Origin of the sequence: Klebsiella sp. HMSC16A12 (genome assembly GCF_001808265.1) — a bacterium.
Classification (GTDB): domain Bacteria; phylum Pseudomonadota; class Gammaproteobacteria; order Enterobacterales; family Enterobacteriaceae; genus Klebsiella; species Klebsiella pneumoniae.
Genome location: NZ_KV792522.1, coordinates 1 through 17,456 on the forward strand (window position 1 = coordinate 1; position 17,456 = coordinate 17,456).

A 17,456-nucleotide genomic window follows, 5' to 3' on the forward strand; every position below is an offset into this window, starting at 1 on the left:
CTTGATCTCTACCGGTCTCCCGGCGCACACTGAATATATATACAGTAGTTTTGCCAATTTTACCGGTCAATATCGGCTCCAGCTATCAATCGCCAGCACTGAAATAACTCCTTGATGTCAATAGGGGTCTTCTTCAGCGCCAGCGAACCGTTTGCTGCTTTTGCGCGCAGCCCGCCCGCCGCGCGAGGTGGTAGATGCGCAGCGCCGCGGCATTCGCTTGACACTGTACATTAATACAGTAAAACTATCGCCCGCGATCAGCATACAGAGGACAGAAGATGTTTGTGGAACTGATTTATGACAAGCGCAATTTTGCCGGGCTGCCGGGCGCCAGAGAGGCCATTCTTAACGAGCTGACCAAACGCATGCAGCGCATTTTCCCGGAGGCGGAAGTGCGGGTGAAGCCGATGATGACGCTGCCGGCGATCAACACCGACGCCAGCAAGCATGAAAAAGAGCTGATCAGCCGCACGGTGCAGGAGATGTTTGAAGAGGCGGATATGTGGCTCACTGAAGAGTGATCCCGCCCGTCAGTCGCGGCGACCACCTCTTTAAGAGCTTTCCCGGATGTGGCAGAGCCGCGGGCAACAGTACAATAGCGGCGGTTGCAGACTGGCAATGCAACCTTCGCTCACCTGCTGGCTCTTGCATACGGCCAGCAGGTGAGCCCTACCTGTCTCCCCTCATCGCCTCACAGCATCTCCGGTAGCGCCGCTATAATTCTATCCACTAGCCCGCGATGCTGATGGACCTTCCCGCATTTAACAATGATCTGCCTGGCGTTGTCATAGCCCGGGGCCCACAGCCGGTTATTAAGCAGAACGTCCTTATAGACCGCGATCAGCGGTTTGTTCCACGCCGCCGCCATGTGCACCACCGAGGTGTCCGGGGAGATAATCAGCTCCGCCTGGGCGATCAGCGCCATCGCATGGTGTAACGTGTTAAATGGGTTAATCACCACCTCCGGCGGCAGCGGGATGCGGATCTCGCGCCGGTGATCGAGCAGAATAGCCGCGCTCCCCGGATGGCGGGCCAGCAGTTTGTCGAGCAGTTCCGCCAGCTGCGTCTGCGAGAGACTGCGGTCGGCATGGCCGGCAAAAATATTAATCACCACCGCTTTTCCGCTTAGCGACGCCAGATACTGCGCCACCTCCTGCATAATCGGCCCGGGCACCGCCAGGTCGTAAGCGTCCAGCCCGCGGGTGTCCAGTTGGAGATAATCGGCGATCAGCTCGAACGTTTTCGTCACGTGCCAGCGCTGGCAGTCAAAATCAAAAGAGTGGGAGTAGTGCTTAATCGATGGCCATTTATTAAACCCGAGCACTGATTTGGCTTTTATTTGTCGGAAAAGCCGCAGGCGATGCACGGGAATATCGAACAGCGAAGGATCAATAATAATATCGTACTTATTATTAGCCAGTTCATTAATAACGTCGCGAGGAACGTTATGATTAAATTTACGCAAAAAATCGGCGGACGTGACCGGGTCAGCTTCATAAATATGGCGGATCCGCGGGTTATAACGCATCACCTGGCTGTTAGAGGTCGTCAGCAAAAAATCAACGATATAGCCTGACTGATGCAGGCATTTCACCAGCGCGGAATCCACCACTACATCGCCGACCGCCCCCTCATTGCGCATCAACAGGACGGTTTTCGCAGACGACAAATCTACCGGCTGACGGCGTCGGCGATCCCAGAGCGCTTTCGCCACCCCCACCCGCAGGGCATTACGTACTTTCTTAGTAAAGTAATTCCGCCGTCTGTTGAGCTCCCTTATTTTATTAAATTTCTTGCGTGGGGAACCCTGCATGGTTGCATCGTGCATCATCCTAACCTCATTACGGCAATTATTAATATTCTGTGTCGTCCGATAGAGACTGAGCGAAATAAAAAAAGTTCGATTGAAAATGAAAATCATTCTTTTTTTTATTTACAAAACTCATCTGCGCCTGCGGGATTGCACCACAGCACTGTGAAGTAATAATGAGCGAATAGTGAATTTCCCGGCCCACCGTTGGCAGGCCGGCGCAACAGCGCTAAGCTGGCTGCTTTATGATGTCAGGAGGACGCTATGCTTGAAGCAGTAGAAGGTAATATCCACCAGCGGCTGTGCGCGCTGCTCGACGAGCACCGGGCCCGCTACCGGGTGATGGCGCACGAGGCGGTCGGTCAGTGCGAAGCCGTCTCGGCAATCCGCGGCACCGCGCTTGGCCAGGGCGCGAAAGCGTTAGTCTGTAAAGTGAAAGGAAACGGCGTCAACCAGCATGTGCTGGCGATCCTCGCCGCCGATCGGCAGGCCGACCTCGCCAGCCTGGCCCGGCATATCGGCGGCAGCAAAGCCTCGCTGGCCAGCCCGGCGGAGGTGGAGGCCCTCACCGCCTGCGTGTTCGGCGCCATTCCCCCCTTCAGTTTCCATCCGGCGCTGCGGCTGGTGGCGGACCCGCTGCTGTTTGAACGCTTTCCACAAATCGCTTTTAACGCCGGGCGCCTGGACCGGTCGATCATTCTCGACACCGAAGACTATTTACATATCGCCCGACCAGAGATCGCGACCTTTCGCCGTCTTAGCTAACCGGGCATCCGCCCAGATTTCCGCCGCATGGCGTAAAAATCCTGTTTATTCACGCCACGATGCGTAGAGTAAGCGGGATATTTTTTGGCATTCTTATTTTGGCAAGGACCTCTGTACATGTTTGATACCACCCTGTTGATCCTGCTGGGTCTGGCGGCGCTCGGCTTTATCAGTCATAACACCACCGTGGCGATCTCCATCCTCGTGCTGATTATCGTGCGCGTCACGCCGCTGAACGCCTTCTTTCCCTGGGTTGAGAAACAGGGACTGACCGTCGGGATCATTATTCTGACCATCGGCGTGATGGCGCCTATCGCCAGCGGCACGCTGCCGCCCTCGACGCTGATCCACTCCTTTATGAACTGGAAATCGCTGCTGGCGATTGCGGTCGGGGTGTTTGTTTCGTGGCTCGGCGGGCGCGGCGTCTCCCTGATGGGCTCCCAGCCGCATCTGGTGGCCGGGCTGCTGGTCGGTACAGTACTCGGCGTCGCCCTGTTTCGCGGCGTCCCGGTCGGGCCGCTGATTGCCGCCGGGATCATCTCATTGTTTATTGGGAAGTCGTAGCCAGGCTACCGTGATAGCGGCCCGGTGTCTGCCCGAGCCCTTTTTTAAACATGGTGATGAAGGCGGTGGTGGAATCGTAGCCCAGCGCCTGAGCCGTCTGCTGCACCGTCTGCCCGCGGATCAGCAGCTGCAGCGCGAGGATCAGCTGCAGCTGATGGCGCCAGCGGCGAAAGCTCAGCCCCGTTTCGCGCACTACCAGGCGGGCCAGATTCCGCTCGCTCATCGCAAACACCGCCGCCCACTGGCTCAGGGTCTGCCAGCGCGCCGGATCCTCGGCCATCATCGTCACCATTTGACGAATTTTCGGGTGGTTTGATACCGGCAGCTGCAGGTGCTCCTGCGGCTGGCGGGGCAGCTCATCAAACAGAACCTGCACCAGCCGGGCCGTGGCGGGGGCGGCCAGCGACTCTCCGCCGCGCTCCGCCAGAGTAAGGATCAGCTCTCGCACCAGCGGGGAAATCTTTAACGTACAGCAGCGATCCGGCATCGGCGCGGCGCCCGGCTCGATGAACAGGAAGCATACCTGGGCGCCGGGGGTAGCGCGGTTACTGTGGGACAGCTGCCCCGGAACCCACACCGCATACTGCGGCGGCACCATCCACATTGCGTTCTCCACCTCGCAGGTCAAGGCGCCGTGCAGGGCAAGGATCAGCTGCCCCTTACGGTGGGAATGCGCCGGAATATACTGCTCCGCCTCCACCACCCGGATACGAAAGGCAATGGCCGATTCGTGGCCACTGTCCGGTTCATAGCCATCCAGCCCCAGTCCAATCATCATATTGTCCGATATTAGCGATAATCTGTCATTTTAGCTTGATTTAAACGAGGGACAAAGCCGCTATCGTAACCCCCCTCGTTAGTTACCTTGAGAATGATATGTCTTCTGTGATCTCCTCTACCGGCCGCCGCCCCGCGCTGCTGATTGCCGGTATCCTGCTCATCGCCACCACCCTGCGCGTGGTCTTTACCGGCGCGGCGCCGCTGCTGGACGCGATTCGTAGCGACTATGGCCTGACCACCGCGCAGACCGGGCTGCTCACTACCCTGCCGCTGCTGGCCTTTGGCCTTGTCTCGCCGCTGGCGGCAGGGGTTGCCCGCCGGTTCGGCATGGAACGCAGCCTGCTGCTGGCGATGCTGCTGATCTGCGCCGGCATTGCCCTGCGCTCCCTGCCCTCCGCTGCGCTGCTGTTTATCGGCACGGCGGTAATCGGCTGCGGCATTGCGCTGGGTAACGTGCTGCTGCCCGGGCTGATTAAACGGGATTTCTCGCAACATGTCGCGCGGATGACCGGCGCCTATTCCCTGACGATGGGCGGCGCGGCGGCGCTTGGTTCGGCGCTGGTGGTCCCCGTGGCGATGGCCGGATTCGGCTGGCGCGGGGCGCTGCTGCTGCTGATGGTCTTCCCGCTACTGGCGCTCCTCAGCTGGCTGCCGCAGTCCCGGCGCCGGGCGGAGACGCCATTGACCGGCTCAGGCGCTATGCATAACCGGGGGATCTGGCGGTCGGCGCTGGCCTGGCAGGTGACGCTGTTCCTCGGCATCAACTCGCTGGTCTATTACGTGATTATCGGCTGGCTGCCGTCGATTCTGCAGAGTATGGGCTATAGCGAAGCGCAGGCCGGCTCGCTGCATGGCCTGCTGCAGCTGGCGACCGCCGCGCCCGGCCTGGCGATACCGCTGATCCTGCATCGGCTGCGCGACCAGCGCGGGATCGCGGTGCTGGTCGCCCTGATGTGCGCCATCAGCGCCGCCGGGCTGTGGCTGTTGCCTGAGCTGGCGATCGGCTGGACGCTGCTGTTCGGCTTTGGCTCCGGAGCCACTATGATCCTCGGCCTGACGTTTATCGGCCTGCGCGCCAGCTCGGCGCATCAGGCCGCGGCGCTGTCAGGGATGGCGCAGAGCGTCGGCTATCTGCTGGCCGCCTGCGGGCCGCCGCTGATGGGCAGGATCCATGATGCCAATGGCGACTGGCATATTCCGCTGCTGGCGGTGGCGCTGATTTCGCTGGTGATGGCGGTCTGCGGCGCGCTCGCCGGACGTGACCGGGAAATTCACCCCTGAAGATGACCGGCAGCGCCCGCTGCCGGTGGAATTATTGTGCCGCGGCGCGGAGAAACGCCTGCACCAGCGGCGCGGGACGCCCGTCCAGCGCGTGACGCTCATGCTGGAACAAGGTGGCGACAAAAAACGGGTGCGTCACCAGCTCGACGGCGCGGATCTCACCCTCTTCATCCCAGCCGGTGACGCGCAGATCGCCCTGCTCCAGCTCCGCCGCAAACGCGCTGCTCACGCCGTACCGGCAGTGGTAGCCCTCTTCAATGCTCTCCCGGCCATAGGCGCGGGCAATCAGCGTATTCGCCCGCAGCTCGACGACGGCAGAGGTCTCCACCAGCGAGCAGCTGAGGGGAGCAATCACCATCCGCCCTTCGCTGTCGGTTTCCGCATGTCCGGCGTCCTGCCAGCCGAGCACGTTGCGGGCGTATTCAATCACCGCGTGCTGAAAGCCGCCGCAGGTGCCGAGGAAAGGAATGCTGTTTTCCCGGGCATAGCGGATCGCGGTAAACGCGCCTTCCGGGTGACGATACGGGCTGCCGGGAACGACCCAGATGGCATCGTACTCCGCCAGCGCCTCGCCGGAGGCGATCGACGGGGTGGCGAGCCAGTCATATTTCACCGGCTGCTCCAGCACGGCGGCGGCATCGTCTATCGCCAGGGGAATGGCCTGATGGGCAACAATATCGGGGTGATAATCGCCGACAAGGGCGAGGCGTAAAGGGATTTTCATAGCAGGTTCCTTATGTCTGGACGAGACGGACAGCACAAGGCACGTCAGAATAGCGATCCCGCCTGTGGAACACAATCCTTATTTTCACCCCACCGCCGTGGCCGACGGGTGAGGTATACTGGAAAAAGCGCGTAAGGGAGAGAGAATGAAAAATAAGCTTTTGGTCAGCGCCTGCCTGATGGGATTCCAGGTGCGGTATAACGGTAGCGAGAAGGCACAGCTGGCGGCGACGCTGTCCCGCTGGCAGCAGGCGGGGCGGCTGGTGATCCACTGCCCGGAGCTGGCGGCCGGTCTGCCTACGCCCCGACTGCCGGCGGAGATCCTCGGCGGCACGGGCGGCGATGTGCTTGCCGGACGGGCGCGGATCGTGGAAAGCGACGGCCGCGACGTCACCGGACATTATCAGCTGGCCGCCTGGCTGGCGCTCAGCGCCGCCCGGGAAGCGGGCTGTCAGGCAGCGTTACTCACCGACGGCAGCCCTACCTGCGGCAGCCAGTTTGTCTATGACGGTTCCTTTCGCGGACGGCGCAAAGCGGGCGCCGGCGTGGCCGCCGACCTACTCCGCGCCCACGGCATCACGGTATTTTCCGACGGGCAAATCCCGCAGTTGCTCGCCTGGATGGCACAGAAGGAGCAGGATGATGATTCAGTGTAAACGGGTGTATGATCCGCAGGAAAGCAGCGACGGCTATCGGGTGCTGGTCGACCGTCTCTGGCCGCGGGGGATTAAAAAAGAGGCGCTGGCCTGTGATGAGTGGTGTAAGGAGTTAACGCCTTCCGCTGAGCTGCGCAAAGACTTTCACGGCGAGGCGATCGATTTCGCCCACTTCAGCCAGCGCTATCGTCAGGAGCTCGACGCCCATCGCGAAACGGGCCTGCGGCTGGCGGCGCTGGCGCAACGCCAGCCGCTGACGCTGCTGTACGCTGCGAAGAACACCGAGCAGAATCATGCCCGGGTGTTGGCCGCCTGGCTGGCGGCCCTGCCGGTTACGATTTAGCCGGATGATCCCGGCGCCACAGCGCCCACTCGTCGAGGGTTTCGCCGCTGGGTAGTTTGCACTGGGTGCTGACGCCCTGCGGCGTTTGCACCGGCACCCGGGTGCCGCCGGATTGCTGACAGTATACCGCCGCGGGGTTGGGCATGCCGATGGTTTTCGTCGGCGCAGTGGGCTGCGGCTGGGCACAGCCGGCTAATACCAGTGGCAGAATAGCCAGTAGCTTTTTCATTGTTCCTCCCTTTCCTGAATGCCCGGGGATTTTAGCCTGAATCTCCACGTTTTCTCCATCTTGCCTGCACTTTTCCCCCGTAGAGTAGCCCTGTTCTCGAACTGACCAGAGAACAGATCATTCCATAATCAATGAGTTTTTCCCCGTCGCCCCCGACGGGGCTTTTTTTTGGGATTTAATAAATTGAAATAAAAGGATTTATTTCAAAAGTGTCCACATATCGACCACATTGACAAGAATAGCCCCCTTTACAGGGGGCTATTTTTATACCGCAAGACTAAGTTGACTGTTCCCGTAATGAGAAGCCGGGAAAGCGTCGCCGGGGATAAATCCAGGAGGCAAAGGATCTGCGCTGGTTGAGCGCTTCGTTACTCTGCGCTCTACGGTGTTAAGTGTCGTGAATGACTCGCTGCATTCAAGATTCTGGCATTGATGATATTGCCGGATGGTGAACTCGCTTAACCGGCGGCTGGTGCGGGTGCGGGCGTTTGCGCCGCAGTAGGGACAAACAAACATGATGATCTCCCATAGGGAGTTGAACTCACGGCCTATTATGGCCGCTACTGTTCAGTTTCTGCAATCCAGTCGCTTATTTTCGCCTCAAGCTCCATTTTCGTGGTAAATCCGTTATCACCGATCACATGTTCCGCTCTGGCAATGATCCAATCCTGAGTATCGATTTCAGGCTTAAAGCCCGACACGGTCAGATGCATACCCGGATATAAATCGGCGCGGCCGCGCGCCAGGGTTATCGAAAACTGTGCCGCGCCTTTCTGGAGCTGTATCCATTTTGCCGCAGCTGCGCGCCTGGCCGCCGTTTCGTTCTGATAGGTTTTACGCAAAACATACACGTTACCTTCAGCGCCCTCCATGTAATCGCCCTCCGGCCGGCTGCTTTTCTCCTCAGCCTTTTTTCTGGCAGTATTTGTTTTGCGCTTAGTGACCTTGACCGGTTTTTTCTTGCCGAAATTAAGATCCAGCCAGTACGCCCGCACGCCGGTGTAAGCATCGCGATCGGCAATGCGGAACCTGTGACGATCTCCGCTGGCACGGGTTATCTCAGCCGATGGCAGCGCCCTACCAGATGCACTGACGCCGCCCCCAGGCAGGATAAACAGCAGACAGCCATTTTTCACGGTGGCAATGGCCCCCAACATCTCCGCCATGCGCGTTAAAAACGACATGTCGCTCTCTTCGGTCTGATCCGCATGGTCGATCTCAATGTCGATCAGGGCCTCGCTAATCATCGGCTTCAGGTCATAGCGCCGGGCAATGGCCGATCCCACCCGCTCTACTGTCAAATCATGCCAGGACACCTCCCGCCTGACGTTCATCTCTTCGCGAAAATCAGCGCTGTGCGCGGTGATGTCGATAACATCCGGCGGCCCGCTATGCCCCACCTCGTCAACGGTGTAGAGACCTTTGTAAATCAACGCCTCACCCGTCCAGCCGATGGACACCGCCAGCTCCGCACCACGTGGGGGTAAATCTGTTACCCCGTCAGAGTCATCTACTGACAGGGTTAGCTGGTCAGCATCAAAACCGTTGTTATCTGTAACAGATAGCGAGGTGATGCGGTCGGCCAGTTCGGTCAGGGCAACCCCACCCAGCGTGATACTAAAATCCGGTGTCTTTACGACCTCACTTAATTTTTCTACATACGCTTCGGCTGCTGTTGTCAGCGTGTCTGCTATCGACATAACTCCCCCGTTTTATGCTGATGATTACATGCCCGCGCGCGGGGCTGAATCCCTTTTTGTTGTCAGCGAACGGGCAGACCGGCAACCAGGCGACGCCAGCAGACTTAACGTTGAATATGGCCCTGAACTCAAAGAGCAACATGATGGTGAACTTATGTCTGAAACTCGTTTTCACGGCGTCCGCTCTCGCGAAAATACCGACCTACAGCAGGCAATCAATGACATTGATTCCAGCGTGATCGGTATTGTTGCGGTTGCTGATGACGCCGATCCGGAAACTTTCCCGCTCAATACGCCGGTTCTGCTGACACGGGTGCGTAACGTCCTCGGCAAAGCAGGTAAAACCGGGTCGCTTTACAAAGCCCTCAAAGCCATTTCCGATCAGTGCAGTCCGCGTGTTGTGATTGTCCGGGTGAAAGAGGCTTCCGGTAACGGCGACAGCCAGTCCCAAGCCATTACTGGCGGAACAGATGGCGACAGCTATACGGGAATGTATGCCCTGCTGACGGCGGAGGCCAAAACCGGCTATCGCCCGCGCATCCTGGCGGTGCCGGACTATGACACTGCGGAAGTGACGTCACAGCTTTGCGTGATTGCCCAGAACCTGCGGGCTTTTGTTTATGCCGGTTGCAACGGCTGCGCGACCATGGCGGAGGCTATCGCTTATCGCAAAACCTTCGCATACCGCGAGCTGATGCTGATCTGGCCGGACTTTATCGCTTACAACCCCCTGACGGATGATAACGAAACGTTTCCTGCCCCGGCTTACGCCTGCGGCCTGCGCGCCGCTATTGATAACAGCCAGGGCTGGCACAAATCGCTGTCGAATGTTGTGGTGAATAACGTTCTGGGTATTTCGAAAGATGTGTTCTGGGCATTGCAGGCAGAAGACAGCGACGCTAACGAGCTGAACAACAACGAAATCACGACGCTTATCAAGCGTGACGGTTTCCGCTTCTGGGGTAACCGCACCACGGACACCGAAACCTACACTTTTGAGGTGTTTACCCGTACCGCGCAGATCCTGGCGGACAGTATTGCGGAGGCGCAATTTACCTCTGTTGACAGCCCGCTCACTCCGGCCAACGTGAAAGATGTGGTAAGCGGCATCCGCTCTGCTCTCAGCAAAAAAGTCACTGCCGGCCAGCTTATCGGCGCTGACTGCTGGTATGACACGCTGGACAACGGCACCACGGATTTGCGCCAGGGAAAACTGATTGTGCGCTATAGCTACAGCCCGGTCCCACCGCTTGAAGATCTGACGCTATACCAGACCTTTACTGATGATTTTTACGAACCGGCGTTCGCGTCGCTCGGGGGTGAATAATGGCTATTCCTCACAAACTGCGGCTTTTTAGCTGCTTTGTTAACGGCGACAACTATCTGGGAAAAGTGACCTCTTTCACTCGCCCCAAACTCTCACGAAAGGTAGAGGACTATCAGGGCGGTGGCATGCTGGGTGCGGTCGGTGCTGATCTCGGCCTTGAGGCTGGCGCGCTGGATTCCACCATTGTTTTTGGCGGCGTCATTAAGGCTCTGTTTCTCGAATACGGAGCAGAAATTGACGGCACGCGGCTGCGCTTTGCGGGTGAATATTTCACTGATGGCGAAAGCCAGCTTGTCGAGGTGGAGCTGCGCGGGCGATTTACTGAACTCGACGGTGGAGATTCAAAACAGGGAGAAGACACCGAGGAAAGCTACACCTTTAAATCCACCTACTACAAATTCTCCATAGATGATCAGCCCATTATCGAAATCGATCTGCTGAATTTCATCTACAAAAAGAACGGTCAAAACATGTTCCCGGACCGCATCACCTCCGCCCTTGGCATGGGCAATTGATAACCTTTAAGAGGGTGGCAAAGATGCCGCCCGGAGATTTTAAACATGGCTAAAAAAACTAAAAACCTGTTCACGCTGATGCAGCCGGTAGTTCGTAAAGACAGTGAGATCGGTCAGGTGGAAATCACTGGCGCCATCAGTCAGGCCGGATCATTGCGCGGCCTGAATCTTATCCGCGTTGCCAATATGGATGCAGACTCAATTGCCACGCTGTTGACGCGAGTCACCGCGCCTGTGCTGACACAAAAAGAAATCAACGAAATGCACACCCTGGACTTTATCGGGCTGGCAGAGCTTCTGGTCCCTTTCTTGAATCCGCCGGAGCCTGGAGCGTCGAACGTGGCGGAGACGGAGAGCGAGTAATCACCATCGCGTTTGACCAGATCGACGATCTGGTTGCTGATATTGCCGTTATTTTTAACTGGCCGCCCTCTGAAGTTTTCGGCATGGATCTTGGCGAGGTGATAGCCTGGCGCAAGCGGGCGGCGCTTCGAAGTGGTGCCAGTGATGAAGAGTCTTGATATACGCGTTGCTTTCAGCGCGATCGACAGATTTACCCGCCCCGTTAATGCTGCCCGCCAGAGTGCGGGCGGCCTTTCCGACTCCCTCAGAAAAACACAATCCACCCTGAAAGGGCTCGATAAGAGCAGTGCCACTTTTCAGCGAATGACCGCAGCCGTCGGCAAAACCGATCGTTCCATCTCACGTGCCCGCGCCCGCTTTGATGGCTTGTCAGAAGCGCAACGTAAAAACGGGACGCTGACGGAAAAACAGCAAATACTGATGTCACGACTGGGTGAGCGGCTTGATCTGTTGACCGCAAAACGTGTGACGGAAGTGGCCCGCCTCCGTGAGAGTGCATCAGCCCTGCGCCAGCATGGCGTCATGCTTTCCGGTAGTAGCGCCACCATAGGCAACGCAATACGCCGCACAGAACAATACAACCAATCCCTTGAACGGGAAAAACGGCAACTTGCTGCGGTCACTCAAGCTCGTAAACGTTACGAGGGTGCGCAGCAGCTGGCCGGGAAGTTGCGTTCTGGCGGTGCCATAGCATTAGGTACAGCAACCGCTACCGGGTATGGCGCAGGACGCTTCCTGTCGCCTGCTGTTGGTTTTGATGAGGAAATGTCAAACGTCCAGGCGCTGACACGGCTCGATAAAAGCGATTCGCAGCTGGCCGCCTTGCGCACTCAGGCAAAAAAACTCGGTGCTGAAACCGCCTTCACCACACGTGACGCCGCCAGCGGCCAGGCCTTTCTGGCAATGGCGGGCTTCACGCCAGATGCTATCCGTGCCGCACTGCCAGGCGTGCTCAATATGGCGCTGGCAGGCAGCATGGAACTGGGCGAAACGGCAGACATCGGCTCAAACATTCTTTCTCAGTTCGCCCTCGATGCCGGAGAAATGGACCGCGTCAGCGATGTGCTGACAGGTACATTTACCCGTACCAATACCACGCTTAGCAGCCTCGGCGAGACAATGAAAGTTGTCGGGCCGGTAGCAGCGGGACTTGGGATTAGCCTGGAAGAAGCCGCAGCCATGACCGGCACGCTGGCGCGCGTGGGTATTCGCGGTAGCGAGGCCGGTACGGCAATGCGTCGCTCACTCTCCCGCCTGGCCTCCCCCACTACGGCAGCCAAAAAGGCACTCAAAGAGCTGGGAGTGGAAACTGCCGACGCGAGCGGAAAGATGCGACGTCCGTTCGATATTCTTCTCGATCTACAAAAACGCGTTTCCCGCTTTGGCGAGGTGGATCAGATTTCATTTTTCAAAGATATCGCCGGAGAAGAGGGTTTTACGAGCCTCCAGTCTTTGGTCAACGGCGCAGGTGATGGCTACCTCCAGTCACTCTATGAACAAATTGCAGAAGCACATAAAAATCAGGAGGCGTTCGCCGTCGCTAACAAGAAGAAAGACAACCTTGGCGGCGATTTGAAGGAGCTGGACAGCGCGTGGGAGGCGTTCCGCATTTCTGTGGCGGAGACAGTAGACGGCCCATTGCGCAGACTGACACAGGGGCTTAGCCGGGTTATTGGCACTGTTCAAAGCTGGGTAGAAGAAAACCCCAGACTTTCACGAACGTTGTTACTCGCCGGTGGTACTGCACTGGCATTAACCGCAGTAATTGGCGGTATGTCATTAGCTGCTGGTCTACTTTTAGGGCCGCTTGCAAAGCTCAGGCTGGGGTTTGCACTGCTGTCCGGCGGGAGCGGCATCGGAGGTACGGTATCAGCGTTCCGCATATTGAGTGCTGTGGGCGGCAGTTCACTGGCAAAAATCAGCGGATGGCGTGCCTTACTCGGCGGTCTGGCTGGACGCGCCAGCGTATTAACCAGGTTGATGGTAACCCTGCGCGGCGCGTTACTTGGCGCCTTTTCCTCTCCGGGGACGGCGATAAGCGCTCTGTCAAAAGGCGTTGGCGGGCTGGCGCTGCGGCTAACCGGGATCCCTGCTCTGCTCGGTATTGTGAAAGGTGGAATTACGACACTGGGCGGCGGATTATCATTGCTCTTGAGCTCAATCGGTTTAGTGGGTGCTGCGTTTGTAGCGGCTGGGGTACTGATCTGGAAATACTGGGGACCAATTAAAGCCTTCTTTAGCGGTTTTTTTACAGGCGTCATCCAGGGGTTAGCGCCAGTTCATAACGCATTTTCCCGGCTGGCGCCCGTTTTCGGACTCATTGGGGATGGCGTCAAAAACGTCTGGAATTGGTTTAAAAAAGTATTAACACCCGTTGAGGAGAGTCGCGAGGCGCTAAACAAGTGCGCCAGCGCCGGGCAAACCTTTGGCGAGGTCCTGGGGACCGCACTTAGCGTTCTGCTTTGGCCCCTTCAGAAGTTAATGGAAGGCGTCGGCTGGTTACTGGAGAAGCTCGATCTCATCCCCGATGGCATTGAAAGAGCCAGGCTGGAAGCGGCCAGACTCAGGGCTATTCCGGTTATGTGGGAATGGGATGAAAAATCAGGGCGCATGGTTAAAAGAGAGTGGCAATGGTCATCTGAAAAGCCTGCAAGCAAAGGCAGTGCCCCGCCGCCCAATGTGCTCGGGGGCAACTCAGGAACAGAGCGGCGGCTAGGCCAAATCGCGGATAACACCAAAGGCCTTTTAGATGAGGAAAAGCGCAAACGTATCGGGCCGGGTGACATTGTATTTAAAAATCTCCCTCCAGCCCTTGCAGTACGTGGTAAATGGCAGGAGTCGAAGCTTGTCCGCCAGTCTGTCAGCGCTCGCCCGGTTATTGCCGCTGGCGAACCATTGATAAAACAGACGCAGACATGGCAACCGGTACGCCGAAATCAAAGCACCCACACGGCGGCTGCGGCTTCAGGTTATAGTTTTTCCGGTGATATTCATGTTCATCTGCATGACATTCAGAGCAGCAATCCGCGCGAACTGGCGCGACTTGTTGGCGAGGCTGTCCGCGCAGAAATTGATAAAAGGCAACGTGCTGCCCGGGGTTCGTTCCGGGATAACGATTAATAAGGAGTAATAACTATGATGATGGTATTCGGACTTTTTGTATTTGAACTCAGGACACTGCCCTATCAGCAATTACAGTTATCTCGTAACTGGCGGCACGTAAAGAATGACCGTGTGGGCCGGAGCGCAAAATGGCAGTACGTTGGCGCCGGCGAGAACCAGTTGACGCTGGGTGGGCTGCTGTACCCTGAAATTACCGGCGGTAACCTGTCTTTGGGTGCAGTTTCAACGATGGCCTACACAGGGTTGGCCTGGCCGCTGATCGATGGCGTCGGGTCCATTTACGGGATGTATGTCATCACGGATTTACAGGAGACGCATCAAGAGTTCGATCGCTACGGCAAAGCAAAAAAAATAGAATTCACACTCTCGTTGCAGCGGGTTGATGAAGATATCAGGGAGCGGCTGAAACGCGCTCGCATAAGTGATTTTATGTCAAAGCTAACTAATTTTCCCATTGAACAATGAATTTAGCTTATCTAATCAGTATTAGAAGCTGATATAAGGTCATTTATTAAGTCATAGTTCTGTAATCGGCATCAAATCAGGATTAAATTAGTGTGTGTCCTTACAACAGCGATAACAAACCGGATGAGCTGCCTAGAATCATAACCTATTGATCATTCGAAAGTTCAGAAATCAAGTAAGTCAAAGGATAAGCTTGGTAGGGCATTGGTTTTTTTTAAATTATTTGATATTTTACATAATTTCTGATAGCTAGTAACTTTAAGATTATTGTTCGTTATACATGAGTGAACATAGTCGTTTAGTAAGCTGTTATAAATAGTTTAGCATTCTAATGGGGGAAAGCATGGTTAGCCAAGATACTATAAACGAATTATTAAGAAAAGTTAGCTCTAGAAGAGCTGTGCTTTTCTTGGGCTCAGGATTTTCTTGTGATGCAGTAGATTTTAATAAAGACTCGCTTCCAACAGCATCAATCTTAGCAACAAATATAGCTAAAATAAACAATATGAATTCTTTTGATGATCTGAAATACACCTCCGACAGAGTGATTTCAGATGGATATGGTGAAGAATTAGTAAAACTTTTAAGACGTACATTTACTGTTAAGGATGTTCAAGAACATCATCAAATAATATCAGCGCTCCCTTGGCAAAGAGTTTACACAACCAATTATGACCTATGTTTTGAGCAAGCGGCTAAAAACGTAAGTATAGATTATGCAACAATTGACATATCAAATGATAGTTTAGTTGAATTAAAAAGAGATAACCTTTGTATCCACATAAACGGCTCTTTAAAAAATTTAAGTATTGATACACTGAACACTAGCTTTAAACTCTCTGAATCTTCATATTTGTCTTCCGATTCAATCGAGAGTTCTCAATGGTTTTACCCTATGCAGAGGGATTTCGAGGAAGCAAGTGCAATAATATTTATTGGTTATTCCTTATACGACATTGAAGTAAAAAAAATATTACTGGATGAAACCACAGTAAAAGATAAAGTCTACTTCATTACTTATGACTTACCTGATGAAAGAACATTATACACATTCGAAAAATTTGGAACGGTTCTTCCAATTAAAACATCAGGATTTGCTGATCTTTTTAAAGGTTATATACCTGATGATGTAGAGTTTGAACTTCGAGTTCTGAATCAATATGATTACCGGCCATCCAAGTCGAATATAACAGATACTGATGTAGATAGATTTTTACTAACTGGAGATATTGATAATTCAATTGTGGATTACTTTCAGTCCAAAAGCAACGAACGGTCTGCCCCGATTCTGATATTCAGAAAAGAATTAAATCAAGCTTTTGAGTTAGTAAAAAACAACGCAAATATATTAATCACATCAGAACTTGGAAATGGAAAAACTATTTTCCTAAAAATACTCTGTTCTGTTTTGTCGCAAAACTCACATGACGTTTATTACATAAATAGCCTGAATAATAATACTTATCATGACATTGAATTTTTATCCAAATCAACGAGGCAATCTATATTAATATTTGACTCTTACGAACAATATATAGATTTACTAAATTTTATTGACGGATTGAAATCATCCAAAATAACATTAATTCTAGCCTCAAGAACCTCTTCACATGAATACTTTTTCTCGAAGTTTAAATTTCACAATTTGAACTTCACTAATATTGAAATCGATGAACTAGACCATGACGAAGTGGTTTCGCTGATACAAATCATTGATAATATTGGATTGTGGGGAGATAATGCTTCCTTGATGGAAGATCATAAAATCAGATTAATTGACAGGAAATATAAAAACCAAATATCATTAATCCTACTAGGAATAATTAACTCACCTGTAATTATTTCTAAAATAAAAAGTAACACATTTTCTCTCTTGGAAAACAAAGATTATAAAAAAACCATTTTTACCATATGTCTGCTATCTTTTCTTGACCTTCCACTAACCAAAAGCCTCATATCGGAGATAGCGCAAAACAGAGCCATATATGATTTGAAATTGATCAAAGACAAAAGTTTTACTGAGTTTTTTGGAATTAAAAAAAATCAAGCCTCAACAAAGTCCAGCTTATTTTCCCTTAGCTTCATAACACATATCTTCGAGTCTAATTACATAGTTGATGAGTTATTAAATATCGTCGAGTTATTGGGGAATACGAAACATGATGTACACGAAAGAAGAGAGTTGCAAAAAGCCATTCTGCGGTTTTCGATTGTAGAAAGATTACTCCCACCTCTTGGGATTAAAACAAATCTTATCAGATATTATGAAAATTTAAAAAGAGCCCTTCCAATAATAAAAGAAGACCCTCATTACTGGCTTCAATATGGCATGGCAATGCTAACTTATAACGATTATGTTAGAACAGAGCGTTTTTTTGGATTATCATATAACTTAGCAAATAATAGACTCTCTTACCACACCCAGCATATAGATGTACAGTCTAGCAGGCTTAATTTAATGAAAGCTAGTGATAGAACTCTAGATTTACAAACTATAGATAGATTTAAATTATTTGAAGAGGCACATGCTAAATTGTGCAAAGTCGATAACGATATTCATAAGTTTAGACAACTACATTTATATAGGGACGTATTTGATGTTATCTATTCAGATTTATCACCAAAGAATAAGACCACATTTGAATATGCATTTAAAAGAGTTTTAGACGACATTGATAAATTGGAAAGAGAAGAACCACGTTCTGCTAAGAACAAAACAATTAGAAACATTAAGGCATTAGCATCAGAACATATTACTAAAATAGTAAACCTTAGACAGAAATAATTATAAAATATAATTAAAACATTCACG

At 53.3% G+C, this 17,456-nt stretch carries 19 protein-coding genes and 1 pseudogene; 14 read left to right on the forward strand and 6 right to left on the reverse strand.

Translation table 11 applies throughout. From position 1 onward, the window contains the following. Positions 1-278 precede the first annotated feature (278 nt). Complete coding sequence (locus tag HMPREF3140_RS00920; RefSeq protein WP_002901096.1) at positions 279-521, forward strand: DinI family protein; 243 nt, start codon at positions 279-281, stop codon at positions 519-521. 170 nt (positions 522-691) lie between these two features. On the opposite strand, the gene HMPREF3140_RS00925 is transcribed toward HMPREF3140_RS00920, so the two are convergent. Further along, complete coding sequence (locus HMPREF3140_RS00925; RefSeq protein ID WP_072198768.1) at positions 692-1,828, reverse strand: glycosyltransferase family 9 protein; 1,137 nt, start codon at positions 1,826-1,828, stop codon at positions 692-694. Between HMPREF3140_RS00925 and HMPREF3140_RS29160 the strand changes: the two are divergent. From HMPREF3140_RS29160 to HMPREF3140_RS00935, 3 genes and pseudogenes are all read left to right on the forward strand, one after another. Further along, positions 1,823-1,979 (forward strand): annotated as a pseudogene (locus HMPREF3140_RS29160) (hypothetical protein). The gene HMPREF3140_RS00925 and the pseudogene HMPREF3140_RS29160 sit on opposite strands and share 6 nt — an antisense overlap. Positions 1,980-2,074: 95 nt before the next feature. After that, a complete protein-coding gene (locus HMPREF3140_RS00930; protein WP_002901088.1) occupies positions 2,075-2,575 on the forward strand; it encodes a YbaK/prolyl-tRNA synthetase associated domain-containing protein in 501 nt (166 codons plus the stop codon). 117 nt (positions 2,576-2,692) lie between these two features. Further along, a complete protein-coding gene (locus tag HMPREF3140_RS00935) occupies positions 2,693-3,139 on the forward strand; it encodes a DUF441 domain-containing protein (RefSeq protein WP_002901080.1) in 447 nt (148 codons plus the stop codon). Here the strand turns inward: HMPREF3140_RS00935 and HMPREF3140_RS00940 are convergent. Beyond that, positions 3,123-3,917: an AraC family transcriptional regulator gene (locus HMPREF3140_RS00940; protein ID WP_004140469.1), complete on the reverse strand. Its 795-nt coding sequence runs from the start codon at positions 3,915-3,917 to the stop codon at positions 3,123-3,125. The genes HMPREF3140_RS00935 and HMPREF3140_RS00940 overlap by 17 nt on opposite strands. A 107-nt stretch (positions 3,918-4,024) precedes the next feature. Here HMPREF3140_RS00940 and HMPREF3140_RS00945 point away from each other — a divergent pair, with 107 nt between their 5' ends. Further along, positions 4,025-5,200 carry a CynX/NimT family MFS transporter gene (locus HMPREF3140_RS00945; RefSeq protein ID WP_020324105.1) on the forward strand — a complete coding sequence of 392 codons (1,176 nt, stop codon included), beginning with the start codon at positions 4,025-4,027 and terminating at the stop codon, positions 5,198-5,200. A 31-nt stretch (positions 5,201-5,231) separates the two neighbouring features. On the opposite strand, the gene HMPREF3140_RS00950 is transcribed toward HMPREF3140_RS00945, so the two are convergent. Then, the gene (locus HMPREF3140_RS00950; RefSeq protein ID WP_004224192.1) at positions 5,232-5,924 is read right to left on the reverse strand and encodes a CTP synthase C-terminal region-related (seleno)protein; all 693 of its coding nucleotides are present in this window, start codon (positions 5,922-5,924) and stop codon (positions 5,232-5,234) included. A 145-nt stretch (positions 5,925-6,069) separates the two neighbouring features. On the opposite strand from HMPREF3140_RS00950, the gene HMPREF3140_RS00955 reads away from it, so the two are divergent. Further along, positions 6,070-6,579 carry a 2-thiouracil desulfurase family protein gene (locus HMPREF3140_RS00955; RefSeq protein WP_004176547.1) on the forward strand — a complete coding sequence of 170 codons (510 nt, stop codon included), beginning with the start codon at positions 6,070-6,072 and terminating at the stop codon, positions 6,577-6,579. Between the two features lie 4 nt (positions 6,580-6,583). After that, positions 6,584-6,922: a DUF488 domain-containing protein gene (locus HMPREF3140_RS00960; protein WP_074185967.1), complete on the forward strand. Its 339-nt coding sequence runs from the start codon at positions 6,584-6,586 to the stop codon at positions 6,920-6,922. On the opposite strand, the gene HMPREF3140_RS00965 is transcribed toward HMPREF3140_RS00960, so the two are convergent. The 3 genes from HMPREF3140_RS00965 to HMPREF3140_RS00970 form a co-directional block, all read right to left on the reverse strand. Then, a complete protein-coding gene (locus tag HMPREF3140_RS00965; RefSeq protein ID WP_004176548.1) occupies positions 6,912-7,151 on the reverse strand; it encodes a putative hemolysin in 240 nt (79 codons plus the stop codon). The two genes, HMPREF3140_RS00960 and HMPREF3140_RS00965, sit on opposite strands and share 11 nt — an antisense overlap. Before the next feature lie 264 nt (positions 7,152-7,415). Further along, entirely contained in the window at positions 7,416-7,667 is a 252-nt protein-coding gene (locus HMPREF3140_RS26760) for an ogr/Delta-like zinc finger family protein (protein ID WP_004213128.1), read from the reverse strand. Positions 7,668-7,711: 44 nt separating this feature from the next. Next, the gene (locus tag HMPREF3140_RS00970) at positions 7,712-8,851 is read right to left on the reverse strand and encodes a phage late control D family protein (protein ID WP_070552798.1); all 1,140 of its coding nucleotides are present in this window, start codon (positions 8,849-8,851) and stop codon (positions 7,712-7,714) included. A gap of 154 nt (positions 8,852-9,005) precedes the next feature. On the opposite strand from HMPREF3140_RS00970, the gene HMPREF3140_RS00975 reads away from it, so the two are divergent. The 7 genes from HMPREF3140_RS00975 to HMPREF3140_RS01000 all read left to right on the forward strand — a co-directional run bounded on the left by HMPREF3140_RS00975 (position 9,006) and on the right by HMPREF3140_RS01000 (position 17,429). Continuing rightward, positions 9,006-10,178, forward strand: a complete 1,173-nt coding sequence (locus HMPREF3140_RS00975) for a phage tail sheath subtilisin-like domain-containing protein (RefSeq protein ID WP_004216463.1) — start codon at positions 9,006-9,008, stop codon at positions 10,176-10,178. Then, positions 10,178-10,693, forward strand: a complete 516-nt coding sequence (locus tag HMPREF3140_RS00980; RefSeq protein ID WP_070552799.1) for a phage major tail tube protein — start codon at positions 10,178-10,180, stop codon at positions 10,691-10,693. The genes HMPREF3140_RS00975 and HMPREF3140_RS00980 overlap by 1 nt, the downstream gene beginning before the upstream one ends. 45 nt (positions 10,694-10,738) lie before the next feature. Next, the gene (locus HMPREF3140_RS00985; RefSeq protein ID WP_047724049.1) at positions 10,739-11,056 is read left to right on the forward strand and encodes a hypothetical protein; all 318 of its coding nucleotides are present in this window, start codon (positions 10,739-10,741) and stop codon (positions 11,054-11,056) included. Positions 11,057-11,061: 5 nt separating this feature from the next. Next, complete coding sequence (locus HMPREF3140_RS26765) at positions 11,062-11,214, forward strand: GpE family phage tail protein (protein WP_077270439.1); 153 nt, start codon at positions 11,062-11,064, stop codon at positions 11,212-11,214. Then, positions 11,201-14,176, forward strand: a complete 2,976-nt coding sequence (locus HMPREF3140_RS00990) for a phage tail tape measure protein (RefSeq protein WP_070552800.1) — start codon at positions 11,201-11,203, stop codon at positions 14,174-14,176. The genes HMPREF3140_RS26765 and HMPREF3140_RS00990 overlap by 14 nt, the downstream gene beginning before the upstream one ends. Positions 14,177-14,191: 15 nt before the next feature. Beyond that, the gene (locus tag HMPREF3140_RS00995; RefSeq protein ID WP_070552801.1) at positions 14,192-14,644 is read left to right on the forward strand and encodes a phage tail protein; all 453 of its coding nucleotides are present in this window, start codon (positions 14,192-14,194) and stop codon (positions 14,642-14,644) included. Between the two features lie 343 nt (positions 14,645-14,987). Beyond that, a complete protein-coding gene (locus HMPREF3140_RS01000) occupies positions 14,988-17,429 on the forward strand; it encodes an SIR2 family protein (RefSeq protein WP_175437599.1) in 2,442 nt (813 codons plus the stop codon). The last annotated feature ends 27 nt before the right edge of the window (positions 17,430-17,456 follow it).